Below are 16,261 nucleotides of genomic sequence, written 5' to 3' on the forward strand. Positions count from 1 at the left end.
AAATACTGCATTGTAAAACGACTTCTTCCCTTCTGCAATAGGTTATATCCCTTCAAAATGAAACAATACATTCACATTCGTCGTCTTACTAATAAAAAACAAACAAGGTGGGTAAATGATGAAACGAACACTTTTTATTGTGATACCAATTTGTATGGCACTTATTGCTACGGGAATTTTCTTATATAGAACATTTTTTATCCAGCCAATAGCAGAACTAGCATCTCCTTCTAGCTATGTGTTACAGGATAAAAATTGGCAGATTCACTTTAATCAAAAGATGGATCCTGCTTCATTTACAAAAGACAATCTTTTTGTAAAAAATGAGCAAGGAGAAAAAATTGATATATCTCTCAAATGGAACCATGACTATACAACAGTCACAATTGTCGCTCCAAAAAACGGATATGAACTTAATACGAATTATTCCATTGAAATTACAGAAGATGTGCAAACCACAGCTGGAAAAACGCTTGCACGAGCCTTTTCACACACTTTTCAAGCCGGGGAATCTCTCCAAAAAATTAAGGATAAAGCACAGCTAATGACATTGCTAAAGGAACGCATGAATCAGACAGGAGAAAATGAATTATTCAGTATGGAGATGGAGGATAGTAAAGCTGTCAATGAAAGTGCCGGAGAAGAAGCAGCAGTTTCATCTACCAATGTACAGGTCGCTGGCATCGATGAAGGCGATCGCATAAAAACAGATGGAGAATATATTTATTTTTCGCGTGAAAGAGATATTGTAATTGCTTCAGCCTCAAATGAGCAGCAAGTGACAACGATTTCCGAAAAGAACTTTACACCTGAGGAAATCTATCTCCATGACAACCTCTTAATTAGTATCGGCTATAAGCATGAACCTATGAGAGAAGTTATCCAAGAGGAAAAAGAAGCTTCTTCCTCAGAAGCTAAAAGGGATATTGCCATCTATCCGACTTATTCAAGCCAAACAACGATCTATTTATACGACTTATCTCATGCATCAAAGCCAAAGCGAATACGTGAAGTATCCCTTGAAGGCACTATTTCCGCTTCCCGAAAAATGGATGATCAGCTTTATATCATTGCCAATGAACGACCTCCCTTTCACATAATGGAAAATGAAACGATCGATCCACGACCATTTATAAAAGATAGTGCAAAAGGAGAGGATAGCGGGCCACTTGATTTTGAGAACATGTACTTTTTTCCGGATAGCAAGGATGGTAACTTTATGGTCATTGCAGCGATTAACTTAAGTAATCTTACAAAGGAGGCTGTCATCGAAAGTTATCTTGGTTCTTCTGATCATATATACATGTCAAAAAAACATTTATATACGACGGTCATCAAGTATGAACAACCAAAAGCAGCTGCTTCATCAAACGAAAAAGCAGTTCTACCTTCCACTGTCAGCAATACAGAGATTGTCCAATTTAAAATCCAGAAGCAAGGAGTACAATATAATGCTTCTACTACCGTTCCAGGTAGTCTAATTAACTCCTTTTCTATGGATGAACGGAATAAAACATTTCGCGTGGCAACGACAGAAAACGAGATAGGAGCTGGGGAAAAACCTTCTACCAATAATATGTATACGTTTGATCTTCAATTACAGCCGCTTGGTTCTATCAAAGGCCTTGCGAAAGGAGAACGTATATATAGTGTGCGCTTCATGGAGAATGTTGCTTATATGGTAACTTTTAAACAAGTGGATCCACTATTTGTCATAGACCTTAAAAACCCGAAAAAACCGACCGTATTAGGAGAACTTAAAATCCCAGGTTTTAGTGATTATTTACACCCATTAGGCAAGCAGCATCTTATTGGATTTGGACAGCAAACAAAGCTTGTTAAAGAAGGAAATGGTGATCCACAGGTTCGGATAGATGGGTTAAAAATATCTCTATTCGATATAACTAATCCTGCGAAACCAGTAGAGCAATCAAATGAAATATTAGGGCAAGGCCATTCTTATTCGGAAATAAATACGGATCATAATGCCTTATTTAAACATCCTACAAAAGATTTGTTCGGCATTCCTGCAACGCTTTTTGAAACGAAACGGGTTCAAAAAGGAGAAGCAGTCTATGAAGAACAACAATTTTTATATCAAGGATTATTTCTCTATGAGATTTCACCAACGAAAGGTATTGTCTTAAAGGGATCGATATCACACCAGCCCAAAAACATTTCCCATGAACGATGGGAATCCCAAATTCAACGAGCCGTTTCGATTGGAGATATGCTTTATACGTTTTCCATGGATGGAATGCAGATATATAATTTAAAAAAGGAAAAAACAACTGCAAAAGTAACATTCCCAGAGCAATCTGGATTTTGATGTAAAAAGAAAATAGCATGAACCGTTATTCTCCTTCATATATTTTAGTGAGTCGATTATCCCACTACACGATGAAGGAGAATTCTATGTTAATTAACAAATTAATCACTACTTTTGAAGCTGAACGCAACCAACTGCCTGAAAGCATGAATGATTTATTAGACTTCTATCAAAAAAAGTATATTTTTGGTGAAATTGATATTAGTGAGTATCGCAGGCTTTATGGATACTTAGCTGGGCGAGGTGCTATTTCCGCACACGAATACGAATATTCTTCTTAAAAGTCGAGTGAAAATAAGCATACCACCGTATTTAGTGGTATGCTTATTGTTTATGCCTTATTATTGTTCCAGGCTTGCTCCATGGAACGCTTTTTCTGTTTTTTACTTAAATAAAGTACAGCTCCTATAAAAAGGAAAAACACAAGCAGAATTGGTGCGATAAATAGCCAATTAAGCCCTTTATCCTCTTCTATCGTATACACTTCAGCTGTTTCACGATCCAACCCAATTTTATATGCGCCATTATCCCCTTCACGCGTAATATTATCTCCAAGCAAGCCTCGAAGCTGCTTTCCTGAAGTGACTCCATCAATCGAAACAACCCGTGATTCACTATCATTGTTAATGGCAATATAAATGGTTTCATTTTCGTAGGAACGTGAGAAGACACTCATTCCCTTATCAGATCCCACTAGCTTATAATCTCCTTTTCTTAAAGCAGGAAATTCATTTCTTAGTGCAGAAATTCGAGTATAAAACTCCTTTAATTCTGAATCACCACTATTAAAATCAACAAGTCGTTGATTATCCGGATATGCTCCCCCATACATCGGAATTTCCGAGCCTTGATACATACTCGGCACACCAGGAGTAGTATATAAGTACGTTAATGCTAGCTTCCAGGCTGTTACAGAATTTCTTCCTTGCTCTGCAAATTGTTGCGTGAATCTCGGTGTAAACGGTGTATCTATCTGAAGAAGTCCTGTTGATTTCGATCCGCTAGAATTCCATGCTTCGTATGCATCCTTTACGGGCTGATCTGGATTTGAAAAAATATTGGTGATTGTACGATTGTATGCACGATTTTCTAAAAGATCTATGGCATCATTCTCGAGTAAATACGCTGGTGTATTATCTCCAAGCACTGTTGCAGTTAAAAGCATTGCTGGATTATTTTCTTTGAGCTCTGCAGTAAATCTTTCCAAAAAAGCAGGCTGTGCCTCATCTACTCCATAAAGTCTTAAACCATCCACATTTGCTTCATCCATCCAATATTGTGCAGCATCCAATAAGTAAGCTTGGACCGCTTCGTTCTGCTGATTTAATACAGCTACTTCCGAAAGCCATGGTGCAGCATCCACAGTTACCGTTTCATTAGGAACAATCCAATCTGCCTTTGCGGGATCTGTAGCAAGTGGACTTTGTTTTGAAACATAATTTGGAACAAATTCGAGTAAAACCTTCATTTCTCGTTTATGTGCTTCATCCACAAGCTGCCGCAAGTCATCCATTGTACCGAACTGCTCTTCCACTTCATAAAAATTTTCGATCCAATAGCCATGGTAGCCATTTTGAGTGTTTGCCATAATCGGTGACAAGGAAAGCATTGTAAAGCCTAACTCTTTAATTTCATCCAGCTTTTGTGTAATCCCTTCAATATCTCCACCATGATAGGCCAACGGATTTTCAAGGTTTACTTGTTCATGATTTGATTGATCTGCATTATTAAAACGATCAACTAAAATATCATAAATAACTTGATTTGATGCGTCATCAGCCGCACTCGCATGACCAAGAGGAAGACAATAAAAAAGTAATGGCACTAACAGAATATATATAAAATGCTTTTTCATTCTTATACCCCCAATAATAATTACGACAAGTGGTTCTCTTATTAAGCTTGATTCGTCAATAGGAACACCATTACACAGGAAAGGGTCTGGCAAAAAATAGCCAGACCCTTATCCTTTTTTATTCACTTCTGATAGTGAAGTTGTTTCTTATGGCAGGAATCCAAAAGGAAGACGGCCAAAGCCAAGTATTAATGTAATTATTGTAGCAATGATAAGCTGTATCCATGCTCCTTTGGTAGACCTTCCTTTTGCTAGCTTCATACTGACCATTTCCATCGCTGCTATGATCCATACACCTGCTAAGCCTTTTACAATTGCTTCCCCTAATATTGCACCTTTTGCACTGAAATACCCTGCAAGAAGATCTCCACCAGAATATAAAATTAATAAATAATCTAGTCGTAGAATCATTTGCACAATTTTAGCGCCCTTCGCTTTCCCCTGCTTGCGAAGCACAATAGTAACAATAAACAAAATAAACGCAAGCACCCAAGCTGTTACATGTAAATGCGTATTCATCAAAATTTCCTCCTATTTCCTAACCTATTAAGTATTTCCTATCTTCATAGTAATAATCATACCACGTATTTCATCTAAATTCCTACCATTAGCTATCGAGCATTTAAAGAAAATTGAATTACTGTTATAATCATTTTATAGAATATTTTAATGATTCAAAGGGTTTCATAGATATGGGAGGGGTAAAATGAGACAAACAAGTCAAGAAGTCATTCATCAAACAGAAGCATTTGGCGCAAAAAATTATCACCCATTGCCGATTGTTGTTGCAAAAGCAGATGGCGTTTGGGTAGAGGATCCTGAGGGAAATCGCTATATGGATATGCTAAGCGCATATTCAGCTGTAAACCAGGGACATCGGCACCCAAAAATAATTGAGGCATTAAAAAAACAAGCTGACCGTGTTACACTAACTTCCCGTGCATTTCATAACGATCAACTCGGTCCGTGGTATGAAAAAATTTGCAAATTAACAAATAAGGAAATGGCTTTACCAATGAACACAGGAGCCGAAGCAGTGGAAACTGCTATCAAGGCTGCTCGTCGATGGGGCTATGATGTCAAAGGTATTACCGAGAATAAAGCAGAAATCATTGCATGTGAAGGCAACTTCCATGGGCGCACAATGACCGCTGTGTCATTATCCTCTGAAAAAGAGTACAAACGCGGATTCGGTCCAATGCTTCCTGGAATAAAGCTAATTCCTTATGGAGATATTGAAGCATTAAAGGCTGCTATTAATGAAAATACGGCTGGTTTTCTATTTGAACCTATACAAGGAGAAGCAGGAATTGTGCTGCCACCTGAAGGTTTCTTAAAAGAAGCGTTTGACGTTTGTCAACAAAATAATGTCCTTTATATCGCTGATGAGATTCAGGCCGGACTTTGTCGAAGTGGAAAAATGTTTGCCTGTGATTGGGAAGATGTATCACCTGATATATTAATCCTCGGAAAAGCGCTTGGCGGTGGAGTCATGCCGATATCTTGTATTGTCGCCAACAGAGACATTTTGGGCGTATTTAATCCAGGATCACATGGCTCTACGTTTGGCGGAAATCCGTTAGCATGTGCTGTCTCCATTGCAGCGATTGATGTATTGCTTTATGAAAATTTGGCAGATCGTTCGTTAGAGCTCGGCCAATACATGATGGAAGAATTAAGAAAAATATCTAATCCGACCATCAAAGAAGTAAGAGGAAAAGGACTATTCATTGGCGTGGAATTAACAGAATCGGCACGTCCTTACTGTGAACGATTAAAAGAAAGAGGACTTCTATGTAAAGAAACCCATGAAAATGTCATTCGCTTTGCTCCACCTTTAACCATTGAAAAAAATGATTTAGATTGGGCGTTAGATCACATTAAAGCAATCCTAGAAGGATAATACGTAAAGGCTGAATAACGAGAGGTGAATTCTCATATTCAGCCTTTTCTCTTTCCCTTTTCATTCACCGAATCATTATGTTTCTTCTCCTTGAAATAATCAACAATATAAATGATTAACATAAAATAATGATGAGGAGGGTTCCATATGCCAGCGATTGTAGGTGCAGTTAAAGTAATCAATGTATCCGGATCAAGTATTTTTAATATTGGTGATGTATATTCCATGGCGCCAGAAAGCACTGCCAAAACATACGCTGGTGGAGGCTCTTTCAATACAGGAGATGGAACACATATTAATCTTGCTAACTCCTATACGCAGGTGAATGATCCAGATCAACTGGATCAAACGATTACATCAACGAGGTGAATCACATGGATTTAACCATTTATCAATCCATTACTATTAATACCATAAAAGTTGGAGCTGTTATGAACTCGTCTGTTTTTCAAATTGGCACCTCTGGAAGCATTCAATCAAGATCAGACACTTATAATACAGGCGGGTATACCGAATTGGCAGAACCTGTCCCATACGTAGAGGGCGTATCCCCTGTCATCCCTCTCTCTCCTACAGGGCAATAGCACATTTTTCCTGCTTATGCATACGCTAAAGTAGACATTCGCCTATGAATTATGAAGGGGGAGCTTTTATGAACTATCATGATTGGAACAATTATTTATACCAATTACAGCAAGCTTATCAAGCGCAAAATGAACGTATGCAAGCGTTAGAGGAACGTGTCGATCAATTATCCACTAGCTTAAAAATGAAAAATAGAAATAACGTTGAAAAAATTGAATATCACTTTGATCAGCTGAAAATAGAAAAGCTAGATGGAACATTGCATATTGGTTTATCCCCAAATGATCTTGCAAATATAGACGAATTGAATATTCCAGAAGCAAACCAGGAGGACGAATGGAAACGAAGAGCGCTAGCCGATCTCACCAATTACTTACATCACAGCTGTCCAAATTTAATTCGTAGTCTTGCAGACGAATATCAAAAGCCCATTGATGAGGCTTATTTAACGCTTATATTACAAGACATTGAAAAACAGCTTCCTCAACGAATTGAATTTTACGAATCAGAAGCGAAAAAGAAACACCTCGCAGGGCAAGAACTGGATGATTACGACTTCACCTGTGAAAAAATCAAGCAAGAAATTTTAAATTCATTAAGAAAGCATATGCAATCAACGAATAGTGAGGGAGAAGAAAAATGAATCTAGAAGTACACAATTGGGATCTTAATGTACAGAATGTGCAGGTTAAAGTAGTTACCTCCTCTTCTGTCTTTTTAATTGGAGATAACGAAGAAATTACACTTTCATCTTTTTTTGATACTCCACCTGAATCCTATATTATTGGCTCTGTCGTTCCTCTGGCTGCTGTATAAGGAGGGGTTATATGGGAATACGCACGTCACGAGTGAAACATATTGAAATTACATCTATCATTTTTTCCGGCATGTTTAATATTGGCGACTCCGGAATTGCACAACCACGATCAAAGGCAATTGCTATACAACAGCCCTTTGCCGTTTTTTCTAATAAGACGGATGAAACCTTTGCCCAATTCCCACTTTTCCGCATGAAACCACGATGGAATCTATCCAATCCGAAAGAAGTTCATCTTAAAACGACAAACCATAAAAACACGATCAATGTACAGGATATAAATATTACCGGGATAAGTCAGTCTGGAATTACCCAAATCGGAAATTTAGATATCATTGACTCCGAATCGAGAATAAAGCACATTCGTAAACTTCCAGGAACAAACCGATAAGTTGACCTACACAAGTAGCATGTACTAGTCATATTATGAACTAAACTTACCATTAGAAGGTGTTTTCCATGCCATCTATTGTTGGACCCGTTAAAATAAATAGTGTTGGCGGAGGGGTAGTAAATTTTGGGGATTCCTTTTATTTATCTCCAAAAAGCAATTCCAAAACAAATACAGGTTCTGGTTCACTAAACACCGGGGATTTTATTTGTACTAACACTGGAGTAAGCTCCACAAATCCATTTGATCCTGATGCAACAGATCAAAATGTAACCGCAAATGCATAACAGAGTGTTTTCCCTTTCAACATGGAAACACTCTGTTTGCATTTGAAATATCTATCATATTTCGAAGTTAATGGGAAAACATAAAATATGGAGGTGATAATATGACAGTAGGTACACAAATGCAACAAGCGATATCAAGCTGCCAAAGTGTGCTAGCTAGCTTGAATAGCTTTTCTTTAGAAACGGAAGATCAAAATGCAAAGCAAATGTTTCAAAACATGGCACAGCAACAACAAACGATACTAGATAATCTTAATGCCAGACTACAATACATTCAATCCGAGGAACCCCAATTTAAACAGCAATAGCAATGAAGACGTAGGACAACCTGTCTAGCTTTATAGAGACGGGCTGAAACAAAAAACCTTTTTATTTAGTGAAATTCGTAAAACCTATTCCTTATAGAGCAAAGGTTTCAAAACACAAAAAAGAAGCACTCCTCAAATCTTGCATATTGGTAGCTAATCTAGACTACCAAAAGCTTAGAGGAGTGCTTTTTATAACCTTTATACGAAAACCTAGCATGCAGAATATCATTCGCGTGAAAGCCAGATGTACAGAGACTCCTTGAAAAGGAAAAACGCTTTTTCTGCGTGTGATGTATCGCTGCCGAAGCGTTCCTTGTCCTGTGGGAACAGCAACAGGGGAACGCAGACTAAAATCGCTACGTCCTGTACGTCGAAAGATCCACACGATAAAGCGTATTATCTTTCCCATGTTAGTTGAGGTCGGACCCGCATAAGCTAACCCATTCCTAATTTGCGGTGGCCCTAATTGATACAAATGCTAAACTTGTCTTGGCCTTATTCTTTTGGTACGTTTACAAGTAATTCTTTAGAAAAAAAGTATAAATAAGTTTCCTTTACTGGTTGCCTCCAAATTCGTTCAATCGCCGTTCGATAAAGCTCCATTTGCACGGCATAGCGTTTTGTAAGCTCATGAACGACCTGTTCTGTAATTTCCCCATTAATGGTATCCGTTTTATAGTCTAAAATTATCCAGCCATCCTCTTTGGGAATAACACAATCAAGCACCCCTTGTAGAAGAACCTGCTCCTCTATATTACTATCCCACGATGCATACACTTCTTTTGCAGGAAGCGTCAGGCTAAACGGAACCTCTCGATATAGCTTCTTTTGCTTTATCATATAAGCAGCAATTTCTGTTTTGAAAAATCGCCCGATTGCTGCAATATCTACAACTTCCGCTTCTTCTTTCCTGAGAATTTCCCGCTCTACTAAACGTTCAATAAATAGTTCAATTTCAGCTGCTGTCATTTCATGTTCAAATGGAATATGCTGCATAACTGCATGCATTGCAGTTCCTTTTTCAGCAGCTGACATCGTTTTTTCCTTTTTCATAAACGCTGGCCTACGTACAATCGGCGCTTTATAAGGCTGTACAAGTTGATCCGCACTATAATCATCCTTTAATTGCCGTTGTCTTTTAATCTCAGTCACGGTTTGCTTTGCTCGTGAGCGCGCTGCTTCTTCAAACGGATAGTGAAAAGAAAGACGTTTATTTACGAAAGCTTTTCTTTCCTCGTCCTCCGAGTCCTGCGGTTTCCATTCGATAATACGCTCTTTTAACAACGCATCCTCTTTACCAATCGTATTTTTAACGTTAACGAGCTCGCTTCCATGGATTACCGTAATATCCCAATTCGAAGGATCTACTTTAATTTCCTCTAGTACCGCATCCCCTAGTACTTCAGTGCGCAAAGAAGATGTATTTTCATGCCGAATAAGTGCAGGACCAACCCAGTCTAAATATGTCTTCGAATCAAGACGGTAATGGGCAGGTAATACCCACTCTGCATGGTCAAGAACCTTTTGCCACTTTTCCTGTTTCTTTTCAAAGGAAGCAACATTACCTACCATCACGAGTTTTTCTTTTGCCCGAGTTAGCGCAACATATAGAACGCGCATTTCTTCTGCAAGCAGCTCTCGAAGCTGTTCTTTTTGCATCGCATGATAAAACAAGGTAGGATATGTGATCCGCTTAACTGGATCAATATATTTACTAGCAAATCCAAGATCCTTATGCAGCATATATCGTGCTCTTAAATCCTGCAAATTAAATTGTTTATCCATTGCACCTAAAATAACAATTGGAAACTCAAGCCCTTTACTTTTATGGATGGTCATAATTCGTACGACATCCTCTTGCTCACTTAATGCGCGAGCAGCTCCAAGGTCATCTCCTCTTTCCTCCATTCGCTCAATAAATCGAAGGAAGCGGAACAACCCACGAAACGAAGTTGTTTCATAGCTCCGTGCTCGATCATAAAGTGCACGCAAATTTGCTTGCCGCTGTCTACCACCAGGCATACCACCAACAAAATCATAATAGCCTGTTTCACGATAAATTCTCCAAATTAATTCAGACAAAGCACCTTGTCTTGCTTCTAATCGAAAATGCGCTAACTGCGTTAAAAACTCATTAGCCTTTGCTGCTGTTTCATTATTGTTCTGCTTTGAATACGCCAATAACGCATCATAATAAGCTTCACGTTGATTTGCTAGTCTAATTGCAGCCATTTCCTCTTCATCCATGCGAACAATCGGCGACTTTAGAATAGAGGCTAAGGGAATATCTTGACGTGGATTATCGATGACCTTCAGCAGGCTAATCATTACCTTGATTTCTATCGCTTCAAAGTAGCCAGTTGACAATTCTGCATATACAGGAATGCCCTGCTTCTTTAGTTCATCCGTGATAATTGGTGCCCATGTCATGGAACGAAGCAAAATAACAATATCACGGTATTGAACATCACGCTTTGCTTGGGTAGCTTTATCGACAATTTGCAAGCTTTTCTCCTCATCTTGTCCGATCCATTTTTTTATCTTTTGTGCATATACACGGGCTTCCAACTCCGCTTTAGCCAAATCAGCATAATCCTCCGAACCTTCTGTCTGCTCATCACTTTCTTCTGCTTGTTCACGATCAATTATAATAAGCTCTGGATTCGGTTCTGTCGCTTCAAGCGAATCATACATTTTATTTGCGTAAATTAGTTCTGCTGCTTCGTCATATTCAATGTCACCAAGTTTTTCATCAAAAATTTGTCTAAAAATATAATTTGCACCTACTAATACATGCTCCCTGCTTCGAAAATTACTTGCGAGATCAATTCGTCTGCCTGAAGTATTCGGCTTGGCGAATTGTTTATATTTATGAATAAACAAAGATGGATCAGCATGGCGGAACCTGTAAATACTCTGCTTTACGTCTCCTACCATAAACATGTTGCCTGCTCCTACCTGATCACTAATTAGCTTTAAAATCGTCTCTTGAACTAAATTAGTGTCCTGGTATTCATCTACCAATAACTCACTGTATTGACTTTGCAAGCTTTTCGCAACAGAAGAGGCGAAAAACTGCTCGTCTGTTGATGTTTCATCAATAAGCAGCTGTAAGCAGTAGTGCTCTAAATCAGAAAAATCAACCACAGCATTTTCTTTTTTACGTTCTGTAAAACGGTTTTTAAATGCTTTTACTAAAGCGGTCAATTGATTGATAACAGGCGCAAGCTCACGCATATCTGCTACATGACTCTCAAGATTTCGACTAAACCAGTCCTGCTTCATATCATTCCAACGCTTTTTATAGCTATTTCGAATTGTTTTTACTTTTTCTTTTTTTTCTTCATCACAATCTGCCTTTTTACTGGAAAGCTTTGTAAAGCTAGTACTAGAAAAGAATGCTTGCATCGCTTCCCAGGATGTAGTGGAATGAAATGCCTGTTCTAGCATCGCCATATCTGCATCAATGGTATCCCCGTATTGATATGGACCATCACTTGCAAGCACAATTGACCTTGCAAGCTGCATCTCCTGTTCCATCGCTTCTAGCTGATTAACCACTTCCCGTTTCATGATTTCCAACCAAGCGAGGTCACTTTCCTTCCACTCTGCTGGAATTTGGTACATGTTCCCAAGCTCGTCTAACCATTTTTCAGGAGAAGGATTTTGCATCGCAAACGTGTACAATTTCAGTATTAAATCCTCTACATCTGCATCACTACGATCACTAGAAAAGCGGTCTACAACAGAAAAGAATTGTGCTTGATTAACGTCTTCTCCTCCATACCATGCTTCAAATAATTCATCGAGAACTTCCTGCTGCATTAAATCTGCTTCCATATCATTCGCAATTCGAAAGCCAGGATCGATATCAAGCAAATATGCATACTGGCGAACAATATCTAAACAAAAGGAATGTAAGGTTGATATTGATGCCCGCTGAAGCAAAGAAAGCTGTTTTTTCAAATGGATCGATGTAGGGTCTTCTGCTAATGCTTTTTCTAGTGCCAAACCAACACGTGTCCGCATTTCTTGTGCGGCGGCATTCGTAAATGTAACGACTAATAATGCATCAATGTCGACAGGGTTCTGCTTATTTAACAGCTTTTGAATGATTCGCTCTACAAGTACAGCTGTTTTTCCAGAGCCTGCTGCTGCTGCGACTAACACATCACTTCCTTCTGTATATATCGCTTTTTCCTGCTCTGGTGTCCACTTTACCATGCTCCATCCTCCTCTCTGCTAATCCGCTCAAGTACATCGTCATCCTTCATGTCCTGCAATTTTCGGTAGTTGTTATTCGGAAGCATTGGATCAAATTGACAAACAGATAAAAATGGACAAAACGTACATGCTGTCTTTTGCTTATGCTGATATGGATTGAGTGCTACACCGCCAGAAGTCATATCGATTCCTGCCTGTACCATCAAATGATGAATATGCTGCTGTAGCATCGTAAATGTTTGCTCGTCTGCTACCCTCGAGCTACTGTAAAATCCACCATTCTTTTTTACACCTGCAGGAATAATCGTACTCATTCCTGATTCAAGCGACGTATCCATTGATCGTACCATTTGTTCGTCAGCCATTAGCAGCCCTTGCATTTTATACTTTTTAAATATTTCCCGATCTATTTGATCCTCTGACAAGTCTCTTGATCCATTAATAAATGGATTATGAACATGAAAATAAAGCACGCCAGCTGGGCTTGCCTTTGCTCCGAGCCATTTCTCGGAATTCGTTAATACAACATCAAGATAAGCGAGCATTTGTAATGCTAAGCCATAATAAACCTCTAACAGATTTAATCCCTTTGCACTTGATTTATAATCAATAATTCGTAAGTAGAGCTCTTCTCCTTCGAGCGCTTTATCAACGCGATCGATACGTCCACGTAACATCAATTCAAATCCATTTGGTAGCTGTAAGGTCATTGGCGATAAATCCGTGTCCTTCGTACCAAAGCCAAGCTCTAATCCTACTGGTGAAAAGTGACTTTGTCTTGCTTGTTCACTTAGTACAAATGCAGCGCGTGCAATTACTTCCTGTAGCTTTTCCTGAATATACTGGTAGCGATTAGAGCTATGCAAAATCTGATGCTGAAGAACAGGTGCTAGCTGTCGGACTGCTTTTTGAGCGTATCCACCTGCATCCTGCTTTGTTAGCTGCGCATAATCTCCTCCATCTTTATTCACCCATTCTGTAATAAGCTTTAATGCTTCATGAAATAATTGTCCGATATCTGGTGCATCTAACTTATACGTCTTGCGTTCGTTTAATCCTAAGCTATATTTGGCAAAATGCTGATAAGAACAGCGATAATAGGTCTCTAAGCGAGATACACTTGCCTTTACTTGTTTAGGATATAATTTTTCTACCGTTTGTGTTGATAGGTTAATAGGTTTATTGTCATAAAAAAGACTTTGCAAAATGGTGTGGGTCGTTCCATTGCGGTCATGATTTTCGATATACCAATTTAATACATCTAGCCAAATTGGCTTCATTGGATACCCTTTTTGGTTTCTTGCCAATTGAGCAGTCAGTGCTGCACGTGTTTTTACTGGTGTTGTAATAAACCGTTCTGCTTCATACAACTCATCAGGCTCTTGTAATAATGAATGCATTCGTGCATGTGGAAACAAATCCTCCATTCGATGAATAAGCTGTGAGGGCATTTTTGCTTTTCCTTCTTCATCACTTAAAGGATAACTAATCCAAAGCTTGTCCTGCGCAGCTGTGAATACGAGATACATATAAAACCAATCATCCAATAATTGTCGCTTGCTTGTATCAGCAAGCTTTAACCCATGAATCGCTAACAATTCGCGCTCTTGTTCATTAATTACACTATCTGATGGTGGCTTTAGTGGCCATACGCCATCATTCACACCAAGCAAAAATGAGCATTTAATATCACTTACTCTTGATCGATCTACTGTACCTACAATAACATGGTCTATGCTTGGTGGGACGTGCGCAAATGTTAATGATTCAAAACCGGCTTCAAGCATGGAACGAAATGTTAATAAATCCATCTCTTCTTCCCCAGCAATCTCAACAATTTCATCAAAAAGCTGCATAATAGCATTCCAAACCTGCTCCTGCTCTCTTCCTTTTTCAAGCTGACCACTTTCATCATAATGGGTCCGCATTTTCTCTAATGTTTGCGACACATCCATCCGTTCTAACAATCCAAAAATGGCCTCACAACGTGCACGAATCGTTTTTGCTTTCCTTATTTGTTCATCAAAAGCTTGGAGTGCATCGATAACCTGCTCCCGATATTTATTTAGCTTTAATTCCATTTCCTTTTCTGCATTGGTTTGCGCTGCCTTGTCAAAGCCTCGAAAGCGTTGAAAAATCCACCCTTCCTTGGCATACCATTGATTACGAGAACGAATTCCATATTCCAATACATAGTTTTCGAGCTCATCAATCGCATCATTGGTTAATGGATACTCTGTATCTGCCGCTGGGATATATCCTGTTTTCAACACACGAAATACGGAATCATAGCGCCAATTTCCTTCCACAACCTCTAGCACCGATCGAATTAATTCGATAAGGGAGTGATTTAACATCGAACGCTTCTCATCGATAAAAACAGGAATATCGTAATCACTAAATATCGTTGCAATGAGATCGTGATATGTATCCGTTTGTCTTATAAACACGGCAATGTCGCGATAACGATAGCCTTCTTCACGGACAAGCTGGAGAATTTCTTGCGCAACTCCCTCTACTTCTGCTCGCGGATGTACTGCTTCTGCAATGTTAATCGGTGCTTCCTGACTAAACTCTGGTGCAGGTCGTGTATCAAAATGCGCCTCTAAATGAGCAAAAGCAGGGCGGTCTTGAAACCTCGCTTCTTGGGGAGTTAATTCCATTGTTTCTTCGATTTCAATGGCGAGTTCTTGTGCAAGTGCCTTTAATGTATGATACGTTTCCGTTGTTTGATAAAACAAATCAAGATCTGATGATGTTTCATTTTCTGGATCATCGACTACAAGCGTCATCGTTACATTGCTGCATTTCTTCAACAAAGCTTCTACAACATAAAGCTCTGTAGGAGTAAATCGATGGAAGCCATCCAAATAAATTGTTGCTCCTTCTAAAAAACGTGCTTCCGTTATTTTTTCCGCTAATAATTGCAGCTGGTCTTCACTATCGATATACGTGTCTTGCAAAGCAATGGCAAGCTTTTCATATATATAAAGCAAATCAGCTAGTTTTTTTGCTAACGCTTCTTCGCCTGGCTCTTTATGGGTAAAGCGATTAATTTGCTCCATTTGCTGTTGAATAAGCTCTGGGGTAACTTGATACCGCTTGAATTCGGTAATCATTTTCTCCATTTGGCTCAAAAAGCCTTGCTTTTCCAATGCCTTCTGAAATACTTGCCAGTCGCCTTGCTTTTCTTCAATGATTTTTCGAAGCATCATTTGAATACCAATAGAGCTAATAAACTGCCTTGTCCCCCCTCCTGTTTCCTGGAGAACACGCCATGCTAGACGGGAGAAGCTAACAACCTGTGCGCGAATACTTCCTTGAAAATCAGCATCTTGAAACAAAGCATATTCCTGTTGAAACGTCATCTGATCCGGCACGATATAAAAAATAGGAGGACCTTGAGGATTGTGACGTGATTCCTGCTTTATTTCTTGCATACACTGCTCACTTATTCCAGAACCGGCCCGTCCTATAATAAAACGGAGTCCCATTGTTATTCCCTCCTTAAACAACATGCTATATAGCAAAAGCTTCTATCCTCTTATTTTATCAGAGACAG

At 39.0% G+C, this 16,261-nt stretch carries 14 protein-coding genes; 10 read left to right on the forward strand and 4 right to left on the reverse strand.

Features of this window, described 5'->3' with window-relative positions; translation table 11 throughout:
* The first annotated feature begins 115 nt into the window (after window positions 1-115).
* Together SPK86_RS01525 and yppF are read left to right on the forward strand one after the other, a co-directional pair.
* A complete protein-coding gene (locus SPK86_RS01525) occupies window positions 116-2,329 on the forward strand; it encodes a beta-propeller domain-containing protein (RefSeq protein WP_330948537.1) in 2,214 nt (737 codons plus the stop codon).
* An 86-nt stretch (window positions 2,330-2,415) separates the two neighbouring features.
* Complete coding sequence (yppF, locus tag SPK86_RS01530; RefSeq protein ID WP_284139451.1) at window positions 2,416-2,610, forward strand: YppF family protein; 195 nt, start codon at window positions 2,416-2,418, stop codon at window positions 2,608-2,610.
* Between the two features lie 50 nt (window positions 2,611-2,660).
* On the opposite strand, the gene SPK86_RS01535 is transcribed toward yppF, so the two are convergent.
* Complete coding sequence (locus SPK86_RS01535) at window positions 2,661-4,184, reverse strand: alpha-amylase family glycosyl hydrolase (RefSeq protein ID WP_330948538.1); 1,524 nt, start codon at window positions 4,182-4,184, stop codon at window positions 2,661-2,663.
* Between the two features lie 147 nt (window positions 4,185-4,331).
* Entirely contained in the window at window positions 4,332-4,703 is a 372-nt protein-coding gene (locus tag SPK86_RS01540) for a YisL family protein (protein ID WP_330948539.1), read from the reverse strand.
* A gap of 187 nt (window positions 4,704-4,890) precedes the next feature.
* Between SPK86_RS01540 and SPK86_RS01545 the strand changes: the two genes are divergently transcribed.
* The 8 genes from SPK86_RS01545 to SPK86_RS01580 all read left to right on the forward strand — a co-directional run bounded on the left by SPK86_RS01545 (window position 4,891) and on the right by SPK86_RS01580 (window position 8,475).
* Complete coding sequence (locus SPK86_RS01545; RefSeq protein ID WP_330948540.1) at window positions 4,891-6,087, forward strand: ornithine--oxo-acid transaminase; 1,197 nt, start codon at window positions 4,891-4,893, stop codon at window positions 6,085-6,087.
* Window positions 6,088-6,234: 147 nt separating this feature from the next.
* A complete protein-coding gene (locus tag SPK86_RS01550) occupies window positions 6,235-6,456 on the forward strand; it encodes a spore germination protein (protein ID WP_284139455.1) in 222 nt (73 codons plus the stop codon).
* 5 nt (window positions 6,457-6,461) lie between these two features.
* Window positions 6,462-6,671, forward strand: a complete 210-nt coding sequence (locus SPK86_RS01555) for a spore germination protein GerPB (RefSeq protein WP_284139456.1) — start codon at window positions 6,462-6,464, stop codon at window positions 6,669-6,671.
* A 68-nt stretch (window positions 6,672-6,739) separates the two neighbouring features.
* Window positions 6,740-7,315: a spore germination protein GerPC gene (gene gerPC, locus SPK86_RS01560; protein ID WP_284139457.1), complete on the forward strand. Its 576-nt coding sequence runs from the start codon at window positions 6,740-6,742 to the stop codon at window positions 7,313-7,315.
* A complete protein-coding gene (locus tag SPK86_RS01565) occupies window positions 7,312-7,488 on the forward strand; it encodes a spore gernimation protein GerPD (RefSeq protein WP_284139458.1) in 177 nt (58 codons plus the stop codon). Before gerPC ends, SPK86_RS01565 begins: the two co-directional genes overlap by 4 nt.
* A gap of 11 nt (window positions 7,489-7,499) precedes the next feature.
* Window positions 7,500-7,880, forward strand: coding sequence for a spore germination protein GerPE (locus SPK86_RS01570; RefSeq protein ID WP_284139459.1), 381 nt, complete (start codon window positions 7,500-7,502; stop codon window positions 7,878-7,880).
* Between the two features lie 68 nt (window positions 7,881-7,948).
* Window positions 7,949-8,167 carry a spore germination protein gene (locus tag SPK86_RS01575; protein ID WP_284139460.1) on the forward strand — a complete coding sequence of 73 codons (219 nt, stop codon included), beginning with the start codon at window positions 7,949-7,951 and terminating at the stop codon, window positions 8,165-8,167.
* Window positions 8,168-8,268: 101 nt separating this feature from the next.
* Window positions 8,269-8,475, forward strand: a complete 207-nt coding sequence (locus SPK86_RS01580; RefSeq protein WP_284139461.1) for a DUF1657 domain-containing protein — start codon at window positions 8,269-8,271, stop codon at window positions 8,473-8,475.
* A 495-nt stretch (window positions 8,476-8,970) separates the two neighbouring features.
* On the opposite strand, the gene addA is transcribed toward SPK86_RS01580, so the two are convergent.
* Together addA and addB are read right to left on the reverse strand one after the other, a co-directional pair.
* A complete protein-coding gene (gene addA / locus SPK86_RS01585) occupies window positions 8,971-12,699 on the reverse strand; it encodes a helicase-exonuclease AddAB subunit AddA (protein WP_330948541.1) in 3,729 nt (1,242 codons plus the stop codon).
* Entirely contained in the window at window positions 12,693-16,193 is a 3,501-nt protein-coding gene (addB, locus tag SPK86_RS01590; RefSeq protein WP_330948542.1) for a helicase-exonuclease AddAB subunit AddB, read from the reverse strand. Before addB ends, addA begins: the two co-directional genes overlap by 7 nt.
* Window positions 16,194-16,261 lie beyond the last annotated feature (68 nt).

The sequence above is a fragment of the Virgibacillus sp. MG-45 genome (assembly GCF_036409425.1).
Classification (GTDB): Bacteria; Bacillota; Bacilli; order Bacillales; family Amphibacillaceae; genus LDC-1.

Excerpts from the sequence above, each read along its gene's own strand:
- SPK86_RS01525 (WP_330948537.1), top strand. The coding sequence starts at position 116 with ATGATGAAACGAACACTTTTTATTGTGATACCAATTTGTATGGCACTT.
- yppF (WP_284139451.1), top strand. The coding sequence starts at position 2,416 with ATGTTAATTAACAAATTAATCACTACTTTTGAAGCTGAACGCAACCAA.
- SPK86_RS01535 (WP_330948538.1), bottom strand. The coding sequence starts at position 4,184 with ATGAAAAAGCATTTTATATATATTCTGTTAGTGCCATTACTTTTTTAT.
- SPK86_RS01540 (WP_330948539.1), bottom strand. The coding sequence starts at position 4,703 with ATGAATACGCATTTACATGTAACAGCTTGGGTGCTTGCGTTTATTTTG.
- SPK86_RS01545 (WP_330948540.1), top strand. The coding sequence starts at position 4,891 with ATGAGACAAACAAGTCAAGAAGTCATTCATCAAACAGAAGCATTTGGC.
- SPK86_RS01550 (WP_284139455.1), top strand. The coding sequence starts at position 6,235 with ATGCCAGCGATTGTAGGTGCAGTTAAAGTAATCAATGTATCCGGATCA.
- SPK86_RS01555 (WP_284139456.1), top strand. The coding sequence starts at position 6,462 with ATGGATTTAACCATTTATCAATCCATTACTATTAATACCATAAAAGTT.
- gerPC (WP_284139457.1), top strand. The coding sequence starts at position 6,740 with ATGAACTATCATGATTGGAACAATTATTTATACCAATTACAGCAAGCT.
- SPK86_RS01565 (WP_284139458.1), top strand. The coding sequence starts at position 7,312 with ATGAATCTAGAAGTACACAATTGGGATCTTAATGTACAGAATGTGCAG.
- SPK86_RS01570 (WP_284139459.1), top strand. The coding sequence starts at position 7,500 with ATGGGAATACGCACGTCACGAGTGAAACATATTGAAATTACATCTATC.
- SPK86_RS01575 (WP_284139460.1), top strand. The coding sequence starts at position 7,949 with ATGCCATCTATTGTTGGACCCGTTAAAATAAATAGTGTTGGCGGAGGG.
- SPK86_RS01580 (WP_284139461.1), top strand. The coding sequence starts at position 8,269 with ATGACAGTAGGTACACAAATGCAACAAGCGATATCAAGCTGCCAAAGT.
- addA (WP_330948541.1), bottom strand. The coding sequence starts at position 12,699 with ATGGTAAAGTGGACACCAGAGCAGGAAAAAGCGATATATACAGAAGGA.
- addB (WP_330948542.1), bottom strand. The coding sequence starts at position 16,193 with ATGGGACTCCGTTTTATTATAGGACGGGCCGGTTCTGGAATAAGTGAG.